The organism is Rhizobacter sp. Root1221 (assembly GCF_001425785.1).
In the GTDB taxonomy this organism is placed as follows: Bacteria; Pseudomonadota; Gammaproteobacteria; order Burkholderiales; family Burkholderiaceae_C; genus Rhizobacter.
Window position 1 is genome coordinate 47,319 of sequence record NZ_LMDI01000015.1, and the last position, 19,011, is coordinate 66,329.

Consider the following 19,011-nt stretch of genomic DNA (forward strand, 5'->3'; position numbering starts at 1 on the left):
TTTTGCTGTCAATGCGGAACTGTCCGGCCCGGCGCGCGCTCTACACTGCCTCTTTCGTTCCCGGAGCCTGTCCTTGCCCATGCTGCACCGAATCCTGAGCGTTGCCGTCGGCGTGTCTGCCGCATTGTTCGTCCAAGCGAGTACCGCCCAGGCCGCCCCGCCCGGGGTCACGAAGGTGCAGGCGGTGGAGGGCATCACCGAGTACCGGCTGGCCAACGGCCTGCAGGTGCTGCTGATCCCCGACGCCTCCAAGCCCACCACCACCGTCAACATGACGTACCACGTGGGCTCGCGCCAGGAGAACTACGGCGAAACCGGCATGGCCCACCTGCTGGAGCACCTGCTGTTCAAGGGTTCCAAGAAGCACCCCACGGTGTGGTCCGAGTTCACGAAGCGCGGCCTGGCCGCCAACGGCAGCACGTGGTTCGACCGCACGAACTACTTCGCCAGCTTTGCCAGCAACGAGGACAACCTGCGCTGGTACCTCGGCTGGCAGGCCGACGCCATGGTCAACAGCTTCATCGCCCGCAAGGACCTCGACACCGAGATGACCGTGGTGCGCAACGAGATGGAGATGGGCGAGAACAACCCGCAGCGCATCCTGTTCGAGAAGACGCTCGCCACCATGTTCCAGTGGCACAACTACGGCAAGAACACCATCGGCGCGCGCACCGACGTCGAAAACGTCGACATCCCGCGCCTGCAGGCCTTCTACCGCACGTACTACCAGCCCGACAACGCCACGCTGATCGTCTCGGGCAAGTTCGAACCGGCCAAGGTACTCGGCTGGATCGCTGCCGACTTCGCGCGCGTTCCCAAACCGTCGCGCAAGCTGCCCATGCAGTACACGCTGGACCCGGTGCAGGACGGCGAACGCAGCATCACGCTGCACCGCGTGGGCGGTGTGCCGCTCATCAACGCGGCCTACCACGTGCCCCCAGGCGCGAGCCGCGACTACGCGGCCATCGAACTCATCAACCTCGTGATGGGCGACACCCCGTCCGGCCGGCTGCACAAGCGGCTCACCGAGCAGCAGCTCGCTGCCGCCACCTACGCCTTCGCGGAGGGCCTCGCGGAACCGGGCTTCACGCTGTTCGGCGCGCAGCTCGCCCCTGGGCAGGACGTGGACAAGGCCCGCGCGGCGCTGATCGCCACCGTCGAGTCGGTGGTCACCGAACCCATCACCGACGAAGAGTTCAAGCGCGCCCAGGCCAAGTGGCTCAAGGACTGGGAGCAGGCCTTCACCAACCCGGAAACCGTGGGCGTGTCGCTCAGCGAGTCGGTGGCCCAGGGCGACTGGCGCCTCTTTTTCCTCACCCGTGACCGCGTGCAGGCCCTGACGCTGGCCGACGTGCAGCGCGTGGCGGCCGAGCGGCTGCTGCCCAGCAACCGCACGCTGGGTGTCTATGTGCCCACCGAAAAGCCGGCCCGCGCGCCGTTGCCGGCCCGCGTGGACATGGCGGCCGAACTGAAGGCGTTCAAGCCGCAGGCCGCCGCGGCCTCCGTGGAGGCGTTCGAGGCCACGCCGGCCAACATCGACCGCCGCACCGAACGGTTCGACGTCGGCGGCCTGAAGGTGGCCGTGCTGCCGAAGGGCGCCCGAGGTGGCGCCGTGCGCGCCACGATGACCCTGCACTTCGGCAACGAAAAGACGCTCTTCGGGCAGAACGACGTGCCCGCCGCCGTGGCCGCGTTGCTCGACAAAGGCACCACCACGCTGTCCCGCCAGCAGGTGCAGGACCGCCTGGACGCGCTGAAGACCGAACTCGCGATCGGTGGCGACGACGGCACCGTGTCGGTCTCGCTGCAGACGCGGCGCGAGCACCTTGCCGACGCGGTGCTGCTGGTCGCGGACCTGCTGCGCAACCCGGTGTTTCCGGCCGATGCCGCCGAAGAGCTGCGCCGCCAGTCGCTGTCGGGCATCGAGCAGCAGCGCCGTGAGCCGGGCGCGCTGGCCTCCAACACGCTGGCGCGCCACGGCAATCCGTACCCGCGCGGTGATGTGCGCCACGCGCGCACGTTCGACGAAATGGAGCAGGACGTGCGTGGCATCACGCTCGAGAACGTCAAGGCGTTCCACAAGCGCTTCTACGGGCTGTCGCGCGCCGAGTTCGGCGCGGCGGGAGACGTCGACGTGCCGGCCCTGAAGGCCGCGTTGCAACAGGGCTTTGGCGACTGGCAGGGTGGTGAGCCCTACACCCGCGTCCCGGACCCCATCGTGCCGGTCAAGCCGGAACGCTTCATGCTGTCCACCCCCGACAAGCAGAACGCCAACTTCCTGGCACGCCTCGACGTGCCGCTGGCCGACACCGACGCCGACTACCCGGCGCTGATGATGGCCAACTACCTGCTGGGCGCCGGCGGCAGCTCGCGGCTCTGGAAGCGCATCCGCGAGACCGAGGGCCTGTCGTACGACGTGCGCACCGGCGTCAGCTGGAACAGCCAGGAGCCGCATTCGTCGTGGACGGGCAGCGCCATCTTCGCGCCGCAGAACCGCGCCAAGGTGGAAGCCTCGTTCAACGACGAGCTGGCCAAGGCCTTGAAGTCGGGTTTCACGGCGCAGGAACTGGCCGAAGGCAAGAACGGCCTGCTGTCCTTCCGCCGCCTGTCGCGCGCGCAGGACGGCGTACTCGCGTCGGCGCTCGCCAACAACCTGCACCTCGGCCGCACGTTCGCGGTGTCGGCCAAGGTGGACGACGCACTGTCGAAGCTGACGGTGGAGCAGGTCAACGAGGCCCTGCGCCGCTACGTGAAGCCGTCCGACCTGGTGGTGGTGTTCGCCGGCGACTTCAAGCCTTGAACGGCCGGCGCTCGCCCAGCTCCTCGAGGTAGTTCGCCACCCCTTCGCCCTCGCGGGCGAGGTGGTCGGCCACCGCCTCCGAAAACTGCGGGTGTGCCAGCCAGTGGGCCGACCAGGTCTGCACCGGCAGCAGCCCGCGGGCCATCTTGTGTTCCCCCTGGGCGCCGCCCTCGAACCGGCGGTAGCCCTGCGCGATGCACCAGGCGAGAGGCTGGTAGTAGCACGCCTCGAAGTGCAGGTTGGGCACGTGTTCCACGGCGCCCCAGTAGCGGCCGAAGGCATTGCGGCGGTCCGGGTCGATGGCGATCAACGACGCGGCCACGCGTTGCTCACCGCGCCACGCCACGAACAGCAGCCAGTGCCGTGCCATCGTGCGCTGCATGCGCTCGAAGAAGTCGCGCGTGAGGTACGGCGTGGAGCGATGCTCCTGGTAGGTCTGGCCGTAGCAGCGGTGGAAGAAGTCCCACAGGTCCGGGGTAATCGCGTCGCCCTCGTGCGAGGTGAATGTGACACCCGCTTCCTGCACGCGGCGGCGTTCTTGCTGGATCTTCTTGCGCTTGTCGCGGTTCAGGTCGGCGAGGAAGTCGGCGAAGTCGGCGTAGGGTTCGGGCTCGCGCTGGGTCCAGTGGAACTGCACGGTGCTGCGCATCAGCCAGCCCGCGGCCCGCGCGGCGGCCTGGTCGGCCTCGTCCAGGAACAGCACGTGGGCAGACGACAGCCCGGCCTGGGTGGCGAACTGGGTCATGCCTTCGAGGAGTGCAATGCGCGAGGCCTGGTCGCGGGCCAGCAGGCGCGGCCCGGGCACCGGCGTGAACGGCACGGCCGACAGCAGCTTCGGGTAGTAGCGCAGGCCGTGGCGGTGGTAGGCGTCGGCCCAGGCCCAGTCGAACACGTACTCGCCGTACGAGTGGTCCTTGACGTACAGGGGGCACGCGGCCACCAGTTCGCCGCCCGCCGACACGGTCAGGAAGCTCGGTGACCAGCCCGTATCCTCGGTGGCGCTGCCCGACGCGGTGGCGGCGAGCAGGTAGGCGTGGCGGGTGAAGGGGCCCGCCGACGGCTGGGCGTCATGCAGGCGGTCCCACGCGTCGGCGTCGATGTCCGCCGGGCTGCCGACTACCCGGATGACATAATCGTCCGAGCCGTTTTTTCGATCCATATGCCTTCCAATCCCCGCGTCAAAGTCGCTCTTGCACAGATCAACGCCACCGTGGGTGACCTGGGTGGCAACGCGCGCAAGATCATCGAATTCTCACGGCGCGCCTACGAGCAGGGCGCGCGCGTGGTGCTCACCCCCGAGCTGAGCCTGTGTGGCTACCCGCCCGAGGACCTGCTGCTGCGCCCCGCGTTCATGCAGGCATGTTCGCAGGCTCTGCGCGACTGCGCTGCCGCACTCGCCGATTTGCCCGGATTGTCTGTGGTCGTCGGCCACCCGCACGCCATCGACGACACCGCCGGGCTGCGCACGCGCTCGCAGTCGGTGCCACACCGGCTCAACGCCGCGTCGGTGCTGGTCGAGGGGCGCATCACCGCCACGTACGCCAAGCGCGAGCTGCCCAATTACCAGGTGTTCGACGAACGCCGCTACTTCGTCTCGGGCCGCGACGCGGGCCTGGGCCCCGTCGTGTTCGAGTCGGGCGGGGTGACGTTCGGCCTCAACATCTGCGAAGACGCCTGGTTCGACGAACCGGGCCGGGCCGCCAAGGCAGCCGGCGCCCAGGTGCTGTGTGTGCTCAACGCGTCGCCGTTCCACCTGGGCAAGGTGGCCGAACGCGAGGAGCGCATGGCCGAACGTGCCCGCGACACCCGCCTGCCCGTGCTGTATGCCCACCTGACGGGTGGGCAGGACGAGGTGGTGTTCGACGGCGCCTCGTTTGCGGTGGACGCCGAAGGGCACATTGCCGCACGGGCCCCGATGTTCGAAGAAGCGCTGGTGCTGCTCGACGTGTCGGCGGACGGGGTGGCGGGCGACGTGGCCCCGGTGCCGTCCCTCGAAGGGCAGGCCTGGGGCGCTCTCGTGACCGGCGTGCGCGATTACATCGGCAAGAACGGGTTCCCCGGCGCCTTGATCGGCCTCAGCGGGGGCATCGATTCGGCGCTGGTGCTGGCCGTCGCGGTGGATGCCATCGGTGCCGACAGGGTGCGCGCCGTGATGATGCCGTCGCCGTACACGGCCGACATCTCCTGGATCGACGCCCGCGACATGGCTGCGCGGCTGGGCGTGCGGTACGACGAGATCTCCATCGTGCCCGAGTTCGAGGCCTTCAAGCAGAGCCTGGCCACCGAGTTCGCCGGCCGCGCCGAGGATGCCACCGAGGAAAACATCCAGGCCCGCATCCGCGGCACGCTGCTGATGGCGCTGTCGAACAAGTTCGGCAGCATTGTGCTCACCACCGGCAACAAGAGCGAGATGGCCACCGGCTACTGCACGCTGTACGGCGACATGGCCGGCGGGTTCGCCGTCATCAAGGACGTGGCCAAGACCCTCGTGTACCGCCTGGCCCTCTGGAAAAACGCCCAGGGCGCCGAGGTCATCCCCGAGCGCATCATCACGCGCCCCCCGTCGGCCGAGCTGCGCCCCGACCAGACGGACCAGGACAGCCTGCCGCCGTACGAGGTGCTCGACGCCATCCTGCAGCGCTACATGGAAGACGACCAGGCCATCGGCGACATCGTGGCCGCGGGCTTTTCCCCGGCCGACGTGGAGCGGGTCACCCGGCTCATCAAGATCAACGAGTACAAGCGCCGGCAGGCCCCGGTGGGCATCCGGATCACCCACCGCGCGTTCGGGCGGGATTGGCGTTACCCCATCACCTCCGGGTTCCGCGCTTAAACTACGCCTATTCCCCTCTATCTGGAGACCTTGCATGAAACAAATCACCGCGATCGTCAAACCGTTCAAGCTCGAGGAAGTGCGCGAGGCGCTGGCCGAAGTCGGCGTCACCGGGCTGACGGTGACCGAGGTGAAGGGTTTCGGGCGCCAGAAGGGTCACACCGAGCTGTACCGGGGTGCCGAATACGTGGTCGACTTCCTGCCGAAGGTCAAGGTCGAGGTGGTCGTCAAGGACGGCGACGTGGACCGCTGCATCGAGGCCGTGGTGAAGGCCGCCAAGACGGGCAAGATCGGCGACGGCAAGATTTTCGTCACCGCCGTCGAGCAGGTGGTGCGCATCCGCACCGGTGAAACCGACGAAGCTGCCGTCTGATCCTTCTCTTTCCTGATCCCTGTTCCTGTTCCTGATCCTGTTGAATCTCCATCGGGCCCGCCACGTGCGGGCCTTTTTTTGGGGGGGCGCCAGGGTCAGATCAGCCGGTAGTCATCCGGAGCGGGGGACTGCCCGGCCTGGTGCGCCAGCCGGCGCAGCAGTTCCGCGGGGTCGGTGCCCACCTGGAGCAGCCGGTGCTGGGCGGTGCCCACGAAACCGCTGTCGACCGAGTTGCCGAGAAATGCGAGCAGCGGGTCGTAGTAGCCCGCCACGTTCAGCAGGCCCACCGGCTTGTCGTGGTAACCGAGCTGCCGCCAGGTCCACACTTCGAACAGTTCCTCGAACGTGCCGATGCCGCCGGGAAGCGCCACGAAGGCGTCCGCCCGCTCGGCCATCATCGTCTTGCGCTGGTGCATGGTTTCGACGACATGCAGCTCGGTGAGCCGGGGATGCCCCAGCTCGCGCACCATCAGCGTCTGGGGAATCACCCCCACCACCGGCGCACCCGCGGCCAGCGCGGCGTCGGCCACGATGCCCATCAGGCCCGCGCGCCCGCCGCCGTACACCAGTTGCCAGCCCTGCTGGCCGATGAGGGAGCCCACGGCGCGTGCCGCTTCCGCGAATGCGGGGTCGGTGCCGGGGCTCGAGCCGCAGTAGACGCACAAGGTGGGCATGGGGTCTTCTCCCTCAGGCGAAAAAACGTTGCCAGGCGATGGTGAGCCAGGTGGCGCTGGCCAGCATCACCGACAGGAACACGGCGGCGCTGGCCTGGTCCTTGGCCCGTTTCGAGAGTTCGTGGCGGTCGAACGAGATGCGGTCGATGGCGGCCTCGATGCCCGAGTTCAGCAGCTCGACGATCATCACGAAACCCACCGAACCCACCAGCAGCAGGGTTTCGAGCCAGGTGCGGCCGAGCCAGAAGGCCGTGGGCACGAGCACCACGGCGGCCCAGGTTTCCTGGCGGAAGGCGCTTTCACCCCGGTAGGCGGAGGCGAGCCCCTCGAAGGAGTAGCCGATGGCGCGGACGACACGGTCGAGGCCGATGCGCCCCTTGTATGGATTGGTCATGGGCGGCGATTGTGCCTTGGGCCTGCGTCAGCGCGTTGACGGGCGGCGCTCGTGCTGGACGTCGATGAGGCGGGTGCCACAGAGTGCGTCGTGGAGGAACTGGCGGTCGGGGCGCAGCAGCGCGAGCAAGCCGTAGGCCACGACGTTCACTCCGGCTGCATAGAGCGCCTGCTCCCGGCTCCAGCCCACGGCCCAGGCGGCCATCACGCCTGGCGCGAACCACAGGTAGGCCGCGGCATAGCGGGCGGCGGCGCGCTGCAGCGTGAGGGGCGAGCCGCTGGCCGTCACGAGCCGGATGTGCCAGGTCTGCATGGGCAGGGTCTGGCCCCGGCGGGTCCAGAACCAGGTGAAGTACGCACCGAAGATCAAGAACGCGGCGATGCGGGCGGCGGTGTCCTGCTGGTGGCCGGTGATCGCGATGAACAAGGCCCCGACGGCACCGGACACCAGCGCCACGCCGAACAGCACCACCACCTCGTACAGCAGCGAGGCGAAGCGGCGGCGCAGGCTGGGTGTCGTGGTGGAAGCGGCCCCGGCGGTCAGCGTGGCCGTCATGGCCGGGCCACGACCAGGGGCGCCGAGGCGGCGGTGGCCGAGCCGGTGGCAGCCCCTTGGGCGCCGCGCTTGGGCAGCAGGGTCTTGCTGTCGACGAACGACGCGCCGGTGGCGATCTTGGGCAGGCCGGGCTGCTGGTGCGCTGGCGGGGTGGGGCGCTTGGTCACGAGGTTCGTGGTGGCCCCGGGCTGGGCCTGGGCGATGGACGGGGCGATGGCGTTCGGCCGGGCCACGGCGTTGTTGGGCACGAGCGTGGACTTGGTGGGCGGCTCCTCCCGGCGGACACGGCGCTCGGGCGGGGCGGGCGTGGCCCGTTCGGCCAGCTGGCGCTGCTGTTCGGGGGGCAGCGACTTGTAGGCCTCCCAGCGGGCCTTGCGGTCCTCGGCGGGCACCTGCTGGGCTTCCTTGTAGTTCAGGCGGGCCTGCCCGCGCTCGCGCGGGCTCAGGTTGGCCCATTCGGTCATGCGGGCCTGGACGCGTTCACGCTCCTCGGGGTGCATGGCCGGCAGGCGGTCGGCGACCTCGATCCACTTGACCTTGCGGTTGGCCTCGATGGTGTGCCATTCCTGCTGCAGCGGGCGCAGCGCGTTCTGCTGCGCCGTGCTGAGCGACGCCCAGGAACGACCCTCGCCCGCCTGTGCGGCCGCACGCGGCGACGCTGGCTGCGCATGCGCCGCGAACCCGGCGATGCCGGCCAGGGCACACACCACGCACCACGAAGCGATGGAACGGGAGAAGGGCACGGTTCGGATCCGATCAGTCCTGGGGCGATTTCAAGAATTCCACGAAGCCGGGGTCGCTGTAGGCGGACGGGGGGAGGTCGTCGGAGAGCAGCGAGGCGTCGATTTCGGCCGCGGCGGACACCTGGTTGCTGCCGTGCCAGTCCTGGATCAGCATCAACCCGGCCACCAGCGCCACGAGGGGCAGCAGCGCGCCGAGCTTCAGCCACCAGCCGGAGCCGCCGTCGGACGGGGCGCCCGGCCAGGTGAGCGTGGCCCCGGCGCGGGAGGCCGCCACTTGCGGGGCTACCTCGGTGCGCACCGCGCGGGCGCGCTGGATGGCCTGCTCGCGGGCGACGCGGAGGCGCTCGGTGATGTCCTGGGGCAGGGCCTCGGCGCGGGCGGTCAGGTGCGCCGTCGCGCGCAGCGCGAAGCGGGCCTCCAGGGCCTCGGTGTTGGGTGTGGCGCCCGGCCGTTGCGAATTCATAGCGTGATCCCCTTGGTCTTCAAGCTCGCTGCCAGTGAATGCACGGCCCGGGAGCAGTGTGTCTTGACACTTCCCTCCGAGCAGCCCATCACCGCCGCCGTTTCGGCGACATCGAGTTCCTCCCAGTAACGGAGCAAAAAGGCTTCCCGTTGACGCGTTGGCAAACGAGACACCTCTCCGTCGATCAAAAGCAGGATCTGAGCCCGTGAAAACGAGTCTGCCGCGCTTTCCGTGGCAGAACTCTCGTCCTGTCCCGCGAGGGTTTCCAGGAGGTCGTGGTCGCCGTCGTCGCTGGACGATTCGAATTCGGAAAAGTTCCGGAACAGCGCGCCGCGCACCTTCTGGCGGCGGAACCAGTCCATCGTGGCGTTCGTCAGGATGCGCTGGAACACGAGCGGCAGTTCGGCCGCGGGACGGTCCGCGTATTTCTCCGCGAGCCGGATCATCGAGTCCTGGACGATGTCGAGGGCGGCATCGTCGTCCCGGACGGCGTACACCGCGCGCTTGAAGGCGCGCCGCTCCACGCTTTTCAGGAAGTCGGACAGTTCTTTGTCGGATGCCAAGGAATTGCGCCCGGGGAAATCAGGCTTGGTCGAAAATGGGGCGGATTATCGCACCCTGGGTCGCCAATGCCCGACCGTGGCGCTTCGGATCCCCAAACCGATGCCATAATCCCATCCTTGCACAACAGCTAGATCTCGAATGAGCGACCCGACCCGGGCGCTCGGTTTTGGATTCCGCAGGCACCACACCCGCTCCACAAGAGCGAGGAGAGGTGCACCGATGGTTTTTCGTCAGAGAAAATCACAAAGGTTCGAAATGGACATGTCTGCCACAGAAAACAAGCGCGCGCCCCAAGCGCAGGCACCGGCCTCCACCGCCAACGCCACCCCCCCCACCGACCCGAACGGGTCCGAGATCCTCGTCAAGTGCCTCCAGGCCGAAGGTGTCAAGTACCTCTGGGGCTACCCCGGCGGTGCGGTCCTGTACATCTACGACGCCCTCTACAAGCAAGACACCATCCACCACGTGCTCGTGCGCCACGAGCAGGCGGCCGTCCACGCGGCCGACGGCTACGCCCGCGCCACGGGTGACGTCGGTGTGGCCCTGGTCACGTCCGGCCCCGGTGTCACCAATGCCATCACCGGCATCGCCACCGCGTACATGGACTCCATCCCGATGGTGATCATCACCGGGCAGGTTCCCACGCCGGCGATCGGCCTCGACGCCTTCCAGGAGTGCGACACCGTCGGCATCACGCGCCCGATCGTCAAGCACAACTTCCTCGTGAAGGACGTGCGTGACCTGGCCACCACGCTGAAAAAAGCCTTCCACATCGCCCGCACCGGCCGCCCCGGCCCTGTCGTGGTCGACATCCCGAAGGACGTCTCCCTCCACACCACGCCGTTCCATTACCCGGCCACGGTGGAAATGCGCTCGTACAACCCGGTGCGCAAGGGCCACGGCGGCCAGATCCGCAAGGCCGTCCAGCTGCTGCTCGCCGCGAAGCGCCCCTACATCTACACCGGCGGCGGTGTGGTGCTCGGCAACGCCTCGGCCGAACTGCGCGAGCTGGTGAACCTGCTGGGCTACCCCGTCACCAACACGCTGATGGGCCTCGGCGCCTTCCCGTCGTCCGACCCCAAGTTCCTCGGCATGCTGGGCATGCACGGCACGTACGAAGCCAACATGACGATGCAGAACTGCGACGTCCTGCTGGCCGTGGGCGCCCGGTTCGACGACCGCGTCATCGGCAATCCGAAGCACTTCGCCTCGGTCGAACGCAAGATCGTCCACATCGACATCGACCCGTCGTCCATCTCGAAGCGCGTCAAGGTCGACATCCCGATCGTCGGCGACGTGAAGGACGTGCTGCAGGAGCTGATCGCCCAGGTCAAGGAAGCCCAGGCCAAGCCCGATGCCAACGCGCTCAACGCCTGGTGGAACCAGATCACCGAATGGCGCAAGCGCGAGTGCCTGGTCTTCAAGAACAGCACCGAGGTCATCAAGCCGCAGAGCGTCATCGAAACGCTGTGGCGCCTCACGAAGGACGGCGACACCTACATCACGTCCGACGTGGGGCAGCACCAGATGTGGGCCGCCCAGTACTATCGCTTCGACGAGCCGCGCCGCTGGATCAACTCCGGTGGCCTGGGCACGATGGGCGTGGGCCTGCCGTACGCGATGGGCATCAAGATGGCCAAGCCCGATGCGGACGTGTTCTGCATCACCGGCGAAGGCTCCATCCAGATGTGCATCCAGGAGCTGTCCACCTGCTTCCAGTACAAGACGCCGGTCAAGATCATCTCGCTGAACAACCGCTACCTGGGCATGGTGCGGCAGTGGCAGGAGCTCGACTACGGCAAGCGCTACTCGCACAGCTACATGGAAGCGCTCCCCGACTTCGTCAAGCTCGCCGAGGCCTATGGCCACGTGGGCCTGAAGATCGAGAAGCCTTCCGACGTGGAGCCGGCACTCAAGGAGGCCATCCGCCTGAAGGACCGTACCGTGTTCCTCGACGTCCGCACCGACCCGACCGAAAACGTCTGGCCCATGGTGCAGGCGGGCAAGGGCATCTCCGAAATGCTGCTGGGGTCCGAAGACCTGTGAACCGTTGAACGCGCGCCAGGGGCGGGGTGGCACAACCCCCCGTCCGAACGCACGCGGAATGCGCCGAACCTCTTCCCATCCCTTTCCACACGACATCCTCTGGAGCGCCGTGCCCCAAGGGCCCCTGGCCACCGCCAGCGGTCCGAAGTGCCCGGTGACAAGACACCCATGAAACACATCATTGCCCTGCTGCTCGAGAACGAGCCCGGCGCGCTGTCGCGCGTCGTGGCACTCTTTTCCGCCCGCGGCTACAACATCGAGAGCCTGACCGTCGCGCCCACCGAGGACGCGTCGCTCTCGCGCATGACCATCGTGACCACCGGGTCCGACGACGTCATCGAACAGATCACCAAGCACCTGAACCGCCTCATCGAGGTGGTCAAGGTGGTGGACCTCACCGAAGGCAGCTTCACCGAGCGCGAACTGATGCTCATCAAGGTGCGTGCGGTGGGGAAAGAGCGCGAGGAGATGAAGCGCATGGCCGACATCTTCCGCGGCCGCATCATCGATGTGACCGAGAAGAGCTACACCATTGAACTCACCGGCGATTCCAGCAAGCTCGATGCCTTCCTCGAGGCCATCGACCGCACCGCCATTCTTGAAACCGTGCGTACCGGCGCCAGCGGGATCGGTCGCGGCGAGCGCATCCTGCGCGTTTGATCCAACCCCCGACCCGCTATTTACTGAACTGATCTGAAGGAGAGAAGCATGAAGGTTTACTACGACAAGGACGCCGACCTGAGCCTGATCAAGGGCAAGAACGTCACGATCATCGGCTACGGCTCGCAAGGCCACGCCCACGCCCAGAACCTGAACGACAGCGGCGTGAAGGTCACCGTTGGCGTTCGCAAGTCGGGCGCCTCGTGGGGCAAGGCCGAGAAGGCCGGCCTGAAGGTCGCCGAGATCGCCGACGCGGTGAAGTCCGCCGACGTGGTCATGATCCTGCTGCCCGACGAGCAGATTGCCGCCGTGTACAAGGAAGAAGTCGAGCCGAACATCAAGCAAGGCGCCTCGCTCGCCTTCGCCCACGGCTTCAACGTGCACTACGGTCAAGTCACCCCCCGCGCCGACCTGGACGTGTGGATGGTGGCGCCGAAGGCCCCGGGCCACACCGTGCGTGGCACCTACTCGCAAGGTGGCGGCGTGCCTCACCTGATCGCCGTCTACGCCGACAAGACCGGCAAGGCGCGTGACCTGGCCCTGAGCTACGCGGCTGCCAACGGCGGCGGCAAGGCCGGCATCATCGAAACCAACTTCCGCGAAGAAACCGAAACCGACCTGTTCGGCGAACAAGCCGTGCTGTGCGGCGGCGCTGTCGAGCTGATCAAGGCCGGTTTCGAAACGCTGACCGAAGCCGGTTACGCGCCCGAAATGGCGTACTTCGAGTGCCTGCACGAGCTCAAGCTCATCGTCGACCTGATCTACGAAGGCGGCATCGCGAACATGAACTACTCGATCTCGAACAACGCCGAATACGGCGAGTACGTGACGGGTCCGCGTATCGTGACCGAAGCCACCAAGGACGCGATGCGCCAGTGCCTGAAGGACATCCAGACCGGCGAATACGCGAAGAGCTTCATCCTCGAGAACAAGGCCGGTGCCCCGACGCTGCTGTCGCGCCGCCGCCTGACCGCCGAGCACCCGATCGAACAGGTCGGTGAGCAACTGCGCGCCATGATGCCCTGGATCAAGAAGAACCGCCTCGTCGATCAAAGCAAGAACTGATCGGCACGCCCGCCGCGTTCGCGCGGCTGGCGGGCACGGGCCGCAAGGGAAACCTTGCGGCCTTTTTTTGCGACCCTGCGTTATCCTTCCCGCGATGAATTTTTCCACCCGAGACACCCCGATGCACGATGGCGACAACCCGACACTGGAAGTCGACGATGCGCCCGCGCGCCCTCGTCGCAAGGGCATCTACATCCTGCCGAACCTGTTCACGGTGGCGGCGCTGTTTGGTGGGTTCTATGCCATCGTGATGGCCATGAACGGGCGCTTCGAGCAGGCGGCCATCGGCGTCTTCTGCGCGATGGTGCTCGACAGCCTGGACGGCCGCGTGGCCCGCATGACCAACACGCAGAGCACGTTCGGCGAGCAGATGGACAGCCTCTCGGACATGGTCTCCTTCGGCGCAGCCCCCGCGCTCATCGTCTACGAATGGGCGCTTACCGACCTGGGCAAGCCCGGGTGGATCGCCGCGTTCGTGTACTGCGCGTGCGCCGCGCTGCGCCTCGCACGGTTCAACACGAACCTCGCCGTGGTCGACAAGCGCTTCTTCCAGGGCCTGCCCAGCCCGGCCGCTGCCGCACTGGTCATGGGTTTCATCTGGGTCATGGATACCTTCGGCTACGTGGGCGGCCGTGAGGCGCGCGCGGGCTTCCCGGTGTGGCTCGCGTGGACCTCCTTCGGCTTCACGCTGTATGCCGGCCTCACCATGGTGACCAACGTGCCGTTCTACAGCTTCAAGGACGTGAGCTTCAAGCGCTCGGTGCCGTTCATCGTGATCGTGGCCATCGCGCTGTCGATTGCCCTGATCACGCTGCACCCGCCGCTCGTGCTGTTTGCACTGTTCTGCGTGTACGGCACATCGGGCTACGGCGTGTACGTCTGGAAGCGGGCGAAAGGCCGGCCGGTGAGCATGATCGCCACGTCCACCGACGAACCCGACGAAGAAGGGCTCCACCGCTGACGGCCCGGTGTGTGAACTCGCACACCACAAACCCGCGCGGGATGCTATATTCGAATCCATGACGTCGTTCAACGCACTTTCCCTGCTAGGTCTAGGAGTTCCTCGGGCTCGCTGACCAGTCACGTCTTTTCGATTCGTCTCAACGGCCCGTATGCAACCAGCATTGGGCCGTTTTGCTTTTCCCCGAAGCTTTCCGCTGGTTGCGCTCATGACTCACAGGAGCATTCCATGTTGAAGCAACCCCAGCAGAAATACCGTCCCTTCGCCCCCGTCAAGCTCGCCGACCGCCGGTGGCCCGACGCCGTGCTGACCGCCGCGCCCCAGTGGCTCAGCACCGACTTGCGCGATGGCAACCAGGCGCTCATCGAGCCCATGGACATCGCCCGCAAGCTGCGCATGTTCGACATGCTCGTGAAGGTGGGTTTCAAGGAAATCGAGGTCGGGTTTCCGTCCGCATCGCAGACCGAGTTCGATTTCCTCCGGATGCTGATCGAGGGCAACCGCATCCCCGATGACGTGACCATCCAGGTGCTCACACAGGCCCGCGAGCCGCTGATCCGCCGCACCTTCGAGGCGTTGCAGGGCGCGCCGCGCGCCATCGTGCACCTCTACAACGCCACCGCGCCGGTGATGCGCAACGTGGTGCTGGGCCTCGACGAGGACGGCGTGGTGGACCTCGCCGTGACCCACGCGAAGCTCTTCAAGGATCTGGCCGATGCCCAACCCGGCACCGACTGGCGTTTCGAGTATTCGCCTGAAACGTTCTCGGACACCGAGTTGCCCTTTGCGCTGCGGGTGGTCGACGCGGTGACCGCCGTCTGGGCACCCACGCCCGAGCGCAAGTGCATCGTCAACCTCCCCACCACCATCGAGCGCTGCACGCCCAACGTGTTCGCCGACATGATCGAGTGGATGCACCGGCACATGGCCCGCCGCGACAGCATCGTGCTGTCCGTGCACCCGCACAACGACCGCGGTACCGGCACGGCCACCGGTGAACTTGCGTTGCTCGCCGGTGCCGACCGTCTCGAGGGCTGCCTCTTCGGCAACGGTGAGCGCACCGGCAACCTCGACCTCGTCAACGTGGCGCTGAACCTCTACACGCAGGGCATCGCGCCGAACCTCGATTTCTCGGACATCGACGAGGTGCGCCGCTGCGTCGAGCACTGCAACCAGCTGCCCGTGCACCCGCGCCACCCGTACGTGGGCGACCTCGTCTACACCTCGTTCTCCGGCTCGCACCAGGACGCGATCAAGAAGGCGTTCGCGCTGGCCCGGCCCGACGACATGTGGGACATCCCGTACCTCCCGATCGACCCCAAGGACCTCGGCCGCAGCTACGACGCGGTGATCCGCGTGAACAGCCAGTCGGGCAAGGGGGGCATCGCCTACCTGCTCGAGGCCGAGTACGGCATCGAGTTGCCGCGCCGCCTGCAGATCGAGTTCAGCCAGGTGGTGCAGGGCGTGATGGACGACACCGGCAAGGAACAGAGCGCTGCCGACATCTGGGGCATCTTCGAGCGTGAGTTCGCCCTTGGCGACGTGGCCGTGGCCCAACCGGTGATCGTCACGCGCGAGCAGGGCGTGGTGGAACTCGCAGCGGAAGTCACTGCCGGTGGCCGCCACATGGCCGTGAAGGGCGCAGGCAGCGGCCCCATCGATGCCTTCGTGGCCGCACTCCATGCCCATGGCCATGCGGTGCGCGTGCTGGACTACCACGAGCACGCCATCGGCAGCGGGGCCGACGCCCGTGCGGTGGCCTACCTCGAGCTGCGCATCGACGACACCACCAGCCTCTTCGGCGTGGGCATCGACGCGGACATCGTGTCGGCGTCACTGAAGGCGATCCTGTCCGGGGTGGTCCGGGCGAAACGCCAATCCGCACCGCGGACGCCGGCTGCGGCGGTGGCCTAAGATCCGGTCCCTGCCGCCGCAACACGCATTCCAGAACAACAGGAGCATCACCATGGCCGACAAGCTGATCATTTTCGACACGACGCTGCGCGACGGCGAGCAATCGCCTGGCGCCTCGATGACCAAGGACGAGAAGCTGCGCATCGCGCGCCAGCTCGAGCGGCTGAAGGTCGATGTGATCGAGGCCGGGTTTGCCGCGTCCTCGAACGGCGACTTCGAGGCCGTGCGGGCCATCGCGAACGCCATCAAGGACAGCACCGTCTGTTCGCTGGCGCGTGCGAACGACCGCGACATCTCGCGGGCCGCCGAGGCGTTGCAGGGCGGGGCGTCCACCCGCATCCACCTGTTCCTGGCAACGAGTGCGTTGCACATGGAAAAGAAGCTGCGCATGACACCCGACCAGGTGTTTGAGCAGGCCCGGCTGTCGGTCAAGTTCGCCCGCAACCTCACGGGCGACGTGGAGTTCTCGCCCGAGGACGGCTACCGCTCCGACCCCGACTTCCTGTGCCGCGTGCTCGAAGCCGTGATCGATGCCGGCGCCACCACGCTGAACATCCCGGACACGGTGGGTTATGCCGTGCCCGAGCTGTACGGCCAGTTCATCCTCGACCTGCGCACGCGCATCCCGAACTCCGACAAGGCCATCTGGTCCGTGCACTGCCACAACGACCTGGGCATGGCCGTGGCCAACTCGCTCGCGGGCGTGAAGATCGGTGGTGCACGCCAGATCGAATGCACGATCAACGGTCTCGGTGAACGGGCAGGCAACTGCTCCCTCGAAGAGGTGGTGATGGCCGTGAAGACGCGCCGCGACTACTTCGGCCTCGACATCGGCATCGACGCGTCGCAGATCGTGCCGGCGTCGCGCCTCGTGTCGCAGACCACGGGTTTCGTGGTGCAGCCGAACAAGGCGGTGGTGGGCGCCAACGCGTTCGCCCACGCGTCGGGCATCCACCAGGACGGCGTGCTCAAGGCCCGCGACACCTACGAGATCATGCGCGCGGAAGACGTGGGCTGGTCGGCCAACAAGATCGTGCTGGGCAAGCTGTCGGGGCGCAACGCGTTCAAGCAGCGCCTGCAGGAGCTCGGTGTGTCGCTGGAGTCCGAGGCCGAGGTCAACGCGGCGTTTGCCAAGTTCAAGGAACTGGCCGACCGCAAGAGCGACATCTTCGACGAGGACATCGTGGCCCTCGTGATGGACGAGTCGGTGACTGCGGAGCAGGAGCACTACCGCCTTTTGTCGCTGTCGCAGCGCTCGGAAACCGGTGAACGCCCGTTCGCCAAGGTGGCGTTTGCCGCGGGCACCTCGGAATTCCACACCGAAAGCGATGGCAACGGCCCGGTCGATGCCAGCCTGAAGGCCATCGAGTCCCAAGTGAAATCTGGGGCGGAAATGCTGCTCTATTCGGTGAATGCCATCACCTCAGGAAGCACAGAATCGCAGGGCGAAGTGACTGTCCGTCTTCAACATGGCGGCAGGGTGGTCAACGGTGTGGGCTCCGATCCCGACATCGTGGTGGCATCTGCCAAGGCCTACCTCGCAGCGTTGAACAAGTTGCATAGCAAAAACGAACGAGTCGCTGCCCAAGGCTGAACATTCAGTCACAGTCCCTGACACAATCAGGGCTGGCTTGAGGAAGAGCGCGTAAGTTTCTGATCTTGCGTGCTTTTTTTCTTTCGCCTACACTCGTCGTAACGAGCGTGAAGGGGTAGTTGTGTTTCGATTTGCGCCAAATTCTGTAACTGGTCTTCTGCGTGCCCTGATGGTGCTGGTTGTGGCTGTCTCGGTTCCGCTTGCGGCCGGGGCAGCGGCGTCCAAGTCGCGCGCCGTCAAGAAAAAGCCCGCCGTGGTCGCGAAGGCTGCGCCCGCCAAGGGCAAGGGCCGTGCCGTCGTCGCCAGAACCGCGTCGTCGCCCAAGCACTCGGCCACCCTGGTCCGCAAGGGCCGCCTCGTGGCCGTTCGGTCCCGCCAGGTGGCGATGCGTGCCGAGCCCATCCGGGCATCGTTCGGCCAGTTGTCCGGCCTGCATGGCACGGCCGACCCGCTCGACCTCAAGTCGAGCGTCGCCCTCGTGCTCGACCAGGACACCAACGAAGTCCTTTTCAGCAAGAATTCCCAGGCTGTCCTGCCCATCGCGTCCATCACGAAGCTGATGACGGCCGTGGTGGTCACCGAGGCCCACCTCCCGCTCGACGAAGTGCTCACCGTCACGCAAGACGACGTGGACACCGAAAAGGGCAGCCGGTCCCGCCTGAGCGTGGGCACGCAGCTCACCCGCGAGGAAATGCTGCACCTGGCCCTCATGTCGTCAGAGAACCGTGCCGCGCATGCGCTGGGCCGCTCCTACCCTGGTGGCATGTCGGCGTTTGTCACCGCAATGAACCGCAAGGCTGGCGAACTGGGCATGAGCGACACCCGCTACGTCGAGCCCACCGGCCTGTCCAGCCGCAACCAGTCCAGCGCCCGTGACCTGGCCACGCTGGTCAAGCACGCACACGGCCACCAGATCATCCGTGACCTGTCCACGTCGCTCGAGTACCAGGTGGCCGTGGGCCAGCGCCAGCTGCAGTTCCACAACACCAACGGCCTGGTGAAGAACCCCGAATGGGAAATCGGTCTGCAAAAGACCGGCTACATCTCCGAAGCCGGGCGCTGCCTCGTGATGCAGGCCAAGCTGGCCGGCCGCCAGGTCATCATGGTGTTCCTCGATTCCGCGGGCCGCTACTCCCGCATCGGTGACGCCGAGCGCGTTCGCAAGTGGATCAACGAAACACTGCCCATGGCCCACCCGGCCACGGCGCAACCGCACGTGCCCACCTTGCCAGTCACCTCCGTGGCAGTGCCGAAGATCACGTCCTGAGCGCCCCCAGGTCCGGGCTGCGCCCAGCCCGCCCCCCAAGGGGGGTCAAGCAAAGTGGCAAAGCCACATTTGCTTGAGAACGAATACCTCCGCCACGCAAAACGG

The 19,011-nt window shown here is 66.8% G+C and carries 17 protein-coding genes; 10 read left to right on the forward strand and 7 right to left on the reverse strand.

Features of this window, described 5'->3' with window-relative positions; all coding sequences use genetic code 11:
- Nucleotides 1–79: 79 nt before the first annotated feature.
- The gene (locus ASC87_RS13175) at nt 80–2,800 is read left to right on the forward strand and encodes a pitrilysin family protein (protein ID WP_157604028.1); all 2,721 of its coding nucleotides are present in this window, start codon (nt 80–82) and stop codon (nt 2,798–2,800) included.
- On the opposite strand, the gene ASC87_RS13180 is transcribed toward ASC87_RS13175, so the two are convergent.
- On the reverse strand, nt 2,790–3,959 hold the full coding sequence (locus ASC87_RS13180) for a GNAT family N-acetyltransferase (protein WP_056662218.1): 1,170 nt from the start codon (nt 3,957–3,959) through the stop codon (nt 2,790–2,792). The genes ASC87_RS13175 and ASC87_RS13180 overlap by 11 nt on opposite strands.
- Between ASC87_RS13180 and ASC87_RS13185 the strand changes: the two genes are divergently transcribed.
- Nucleotides 3,960–5,633, forward strand: coding sequence for an NAD+ synthase (locus ASC87_RS13185; RefSeq protein ID WP_056662222.1), 1,674 nt, complete (start codon nt 3,960–3,962; stop codon nt 5,631–5,633).
- Nucleotides 5,634–5,667: 34 nt separating this feature from the next.
- Entirely contained in the window at nt 5,668–6,006 is a 339-nt protein-coding gene (locus ASC87_RS13190; RefSeq protein ID WP_056662224.1) for a P-II family nitrogen regulator, read from the forward strand.
- A gap of 95 nt (nt 6,007–6,101) precedes the next feature.
- On the opposite strand, the gene ASC87_RS13195 is transcribed toward ASC87_RS13190, so the two are convergent.
- From ASC87_RS13195 to ASC87_RS13220, 6 genes are read right to left on the reverse strand one after another with little or no spacing between them, the layout of a single operon-like run.
- The gene (locus ASC87_RS13195) at nt 6,102–6,680 is read right to left on the reverse strand and encodes a TIGR00730 family Rossman fold protein (RefSeq protein ID WP_056662227.1); all 579 of its coding nucleotides are present in this window, start codon (nt 6,678–6,680) and stop codon (nt 6,102–6,104) included.
- Nucleotides 6,681–6,693: 13 nt separating this feature from the next.
- A complete protein-coding gene (locus ASC87_RS13200) occupies nt 6,694–7,074 on the reverse strand; it encodes a diacylglycerol kinase (RefSeq protein ID WP_056662230.1) in 381 nt (126 codons plus the stop codon).
- A gap of 27 nt (nt 7,075–7,101) precedes the next feature.
- On the reverse strand, nt 7,102–7,629 hold the full coding sequence (locus ASC87_RS13205) for an RDD family protein (protein ID WP_056662233.1): 528 nt from the start codon (nt 7,627–7,629) through the stop codon (nt 7,102–7,104).
- Nucleotides 7,626–8,372 carry a DUF3106 domain-containing protein gene (locus ASC87_RS13210; RefSeq protein WP_056662236.1) on the reverse strand — a complete coding sequence of 249 codons (747 nt, stop codon included), beginning with the start codon at nt 8,370–8,372 and terminating at the stop codon, nt 7,626–7,628. The genes ASC87_RS13205 and ASC87_RS13210 overlap by 4 nt, the downstream gene beginning before the upstream one ends.
- Nucleotides 8,373–8,385: 13 nt before the next feature.
- Nucleotides 8,386–8,835: a DUF3619 family protein gene (locus ASC87_RS13215; RefSeq protein ID WP_056662239.1), complete on the reverse strand. Its 450-nt coding sequence runs from the start codon at nt 8,833–8,835 to the stop codon at nt 8,386–8,388.
- Nucleotides 8,832–9,398 (reverse strand): RNA polymerase sigma factor, encoded by a 567-nt coding sequence (locus ASC87_RS13220; RefSeq protein ID WP_056662242.1) that lies wholly within the window; start codon nt 9,396–9,398, stop codon nt 8,832–8,834. The genes ASC87_RS13215 and ASC87_RS13220 overlap by 4 nt, the downstream gene beginning before the upstream one ends.
- Before the next feature lie 256 nt (nt 9,399–9,654).
- On the opposite strand from ASC87_RS13220, the gene ASC87_RS13225 reads away from it, so the two are divergent.
- The 7 genes from ASC87_RS13225 (at nt 9,655) to pbpG (ending at nt 18,906) form a co-directional block, all read left to right on the forward strand.
- Nucleotides 9,655–11,445 carry an acetolactate synthase 3 catalytic subunit gene (locus ASC87_RS13225; RefSeq protein ID WP_056662245.1) on the forward strand — a complete coding sequence of 597 codons (1,791 nt, stop codon included), beginning with the start codon at nt 9,655–9,657 and terminating at the stop codon, nt 11,443–11,445.
- 168 nt (nt 11,446–11,613) lie between these two features.
- Entirely contained in the window at nt 11,614–12,105 is a 492-nt protein-coding gene (gene ilvN, locus ASC87_RS13230; RefSeq protein WP_056662248.1) for an acetolactate synthase small subunit, read from the forward strand.
- A gap of 48 nt (nt 12,106–12,153) precedes the next feature.
- Entirely contained in the window at nt 12,154–13,170 is a 1,017-nt protein-coding gene (ilvC, locus tag ASC87_RS13235) for a ketol-acid reductoisomerase (RefSeq protein WP_056662251.1), read from the forward strand.
- A 121-nt stretch (nt 13,171–13,291) separates the two neighbouring features.
- Nucleotides 13,292–14,131 carry a CDP-diacylglycerol--serine O-phosphatidyltransferase gene (pssA, locus tag ASC87_RS13240; RefSeq protein WP_056662256.1) on the forward strand — a complete coding sequence of 280 codons (840 nt, stop codon included), beginning with the start codon at nt 13,292–13,294 and terminating at the stop codon, nt 14,129–14,131.
- 228 nt (nt 14,132–14,359) lie between these two features.
- Nucleotides 14,360–16,045: a 2-isopropylmalate synthase gene (leuA, locus tag ASC87_RS13245; RefSeq protein ID WP_056662259.1), complete on the forward strand. Its 1,686-nt coding sequence runs from the start codon at nt 14,360–14,362 to the stop codon at nt 16,043–16,045.
- Nucleotides 16,046–16,097: 52 nt separating this feature from the next.
- Nucleotides 16,098–17,639: a 2-isopropylmalate synthase gene (locus ASC87_RS13250; protein ID WP_056662261.1), complete on the forward strand. Its 1,542-nt coding sequence runs from the start codon at nt 16,098–16,100 to the stop codon at nt 17,637–17,639.
- A 169-nt stretch (nt 17,640–17,808) separates the two neighbouring features.
- Nucleotides 17,809–18,906, forward strand: a complete 1,098-nt coding sequence (gene pbpG / locus ASC87_RS13255; RefSeq protein WP_056662263.1) for a D-alanyl-D-alanine endopeptidase — start codon at nt 17,809–17,811, stop codon at nt 18,904–18,906.
- The last annotated feature ends 105 nt before the right edge of the window (nt 18,907–19,011 follow it).

Coding starts and splice junctions, on each gene's coding strand:
- ASC87_RS13175 (WP_157604028.1), top strand. CDS start 80: ATGCTGCACCGAATCCTGAGCGTTGCCGTCGGCGTGTCTGCCGCATTG.
- ASC87_RS13225 (WP_056662245.1), top strand. CDS start 9,655: ATGGACATGTCTGCCACAGAAAACAAGCGCGCGCCCCAAGCGCAGGCA.
- ASC87_RS13250 (WP_056662261.1), top strand. CDS start 16,098: ATGGCCGACAAGCTGATCATTTTCGACACGACGCTGCGCGACGGCGAG.
- ASC87_RS13185 (WP_056662222.1), top strand. CDS start 3,960: ATGCCTTCCAATCCCCGCGTCAAAGTCGCTCTTGCACAGATCAACGCC.
- leuA (WP_056662259.1), top strand. CDS start 14,360: ATGTTGAAGCAACCCCAGCAGAAATACCGTCCCTTCGCCCCCGTCAAG.
- ASC87_RS13200 (WP_056662230.1), bottom strand. CDS start 7,074: ATGACCAATCCATACAAGGGGCGCATCGGCCTCGACCGTGTCGTCCGC.
- ASC87_RS13190 (WP_056662224.1), top strand. CDS start 5,668: ATGAAACAAATCACCGCGATCGTCAAACCGTTCAAGCTCGAGGAAGTG.
- ASC87_RS13205 (WP_056662233.1), bottom strand. CDS start 7,629: ATGACGGCCACGCTGACCGCCGGGGCCGCTTCCACCACGACACCCAGC.
- ilvN (WP_056662248.1), top strand. CDS start 11,614: ATGAAACACATCATTGCCCTGCTGCTCGAGAACGAGCCCGGCGCGCTG.
- ASC87_RS13215 (WP_056662239.1), bottom strand. CDS start 8,835: ATGAATTCGCAACGGCCGGGCGCCACACCCAACACCGAGGCCCTGGAG.
- pssA (WP_056662256.1), top strand. CDS start 13,292: ATGCACGATGGCGACAACCCGACACTGGAAGTCGACGATGCGCCCGCG.
- ilvC (WP_056662251.1), top strand. CDS start 12,154: ATGAAGGTTTACTACGACAAGGACGCCGACCTGAGCCTGATCAAGGGC.
- ASC87_RS13195 (WP_056662227.1), bottom strand. CDS start 6,680: ATGCCCACCTTGTGCGTCTACTGCGGCTCGAGCCCCGGCACCGACCCC.
- pbpG (WP_056662263.1), top strand. CDS start 17,809: ATGGTGCTGGTTGTGGCTGTCTCGGTTCCGCTTGCGGCCGGGGCAGCG.
- ASC87_RS13180 (WP_056662218.1), bottom strand. CDS start 3,959: ATGGATCGAAAAAACGGCTCGGACGATTATGTCATCCGGGTAGTCGGC.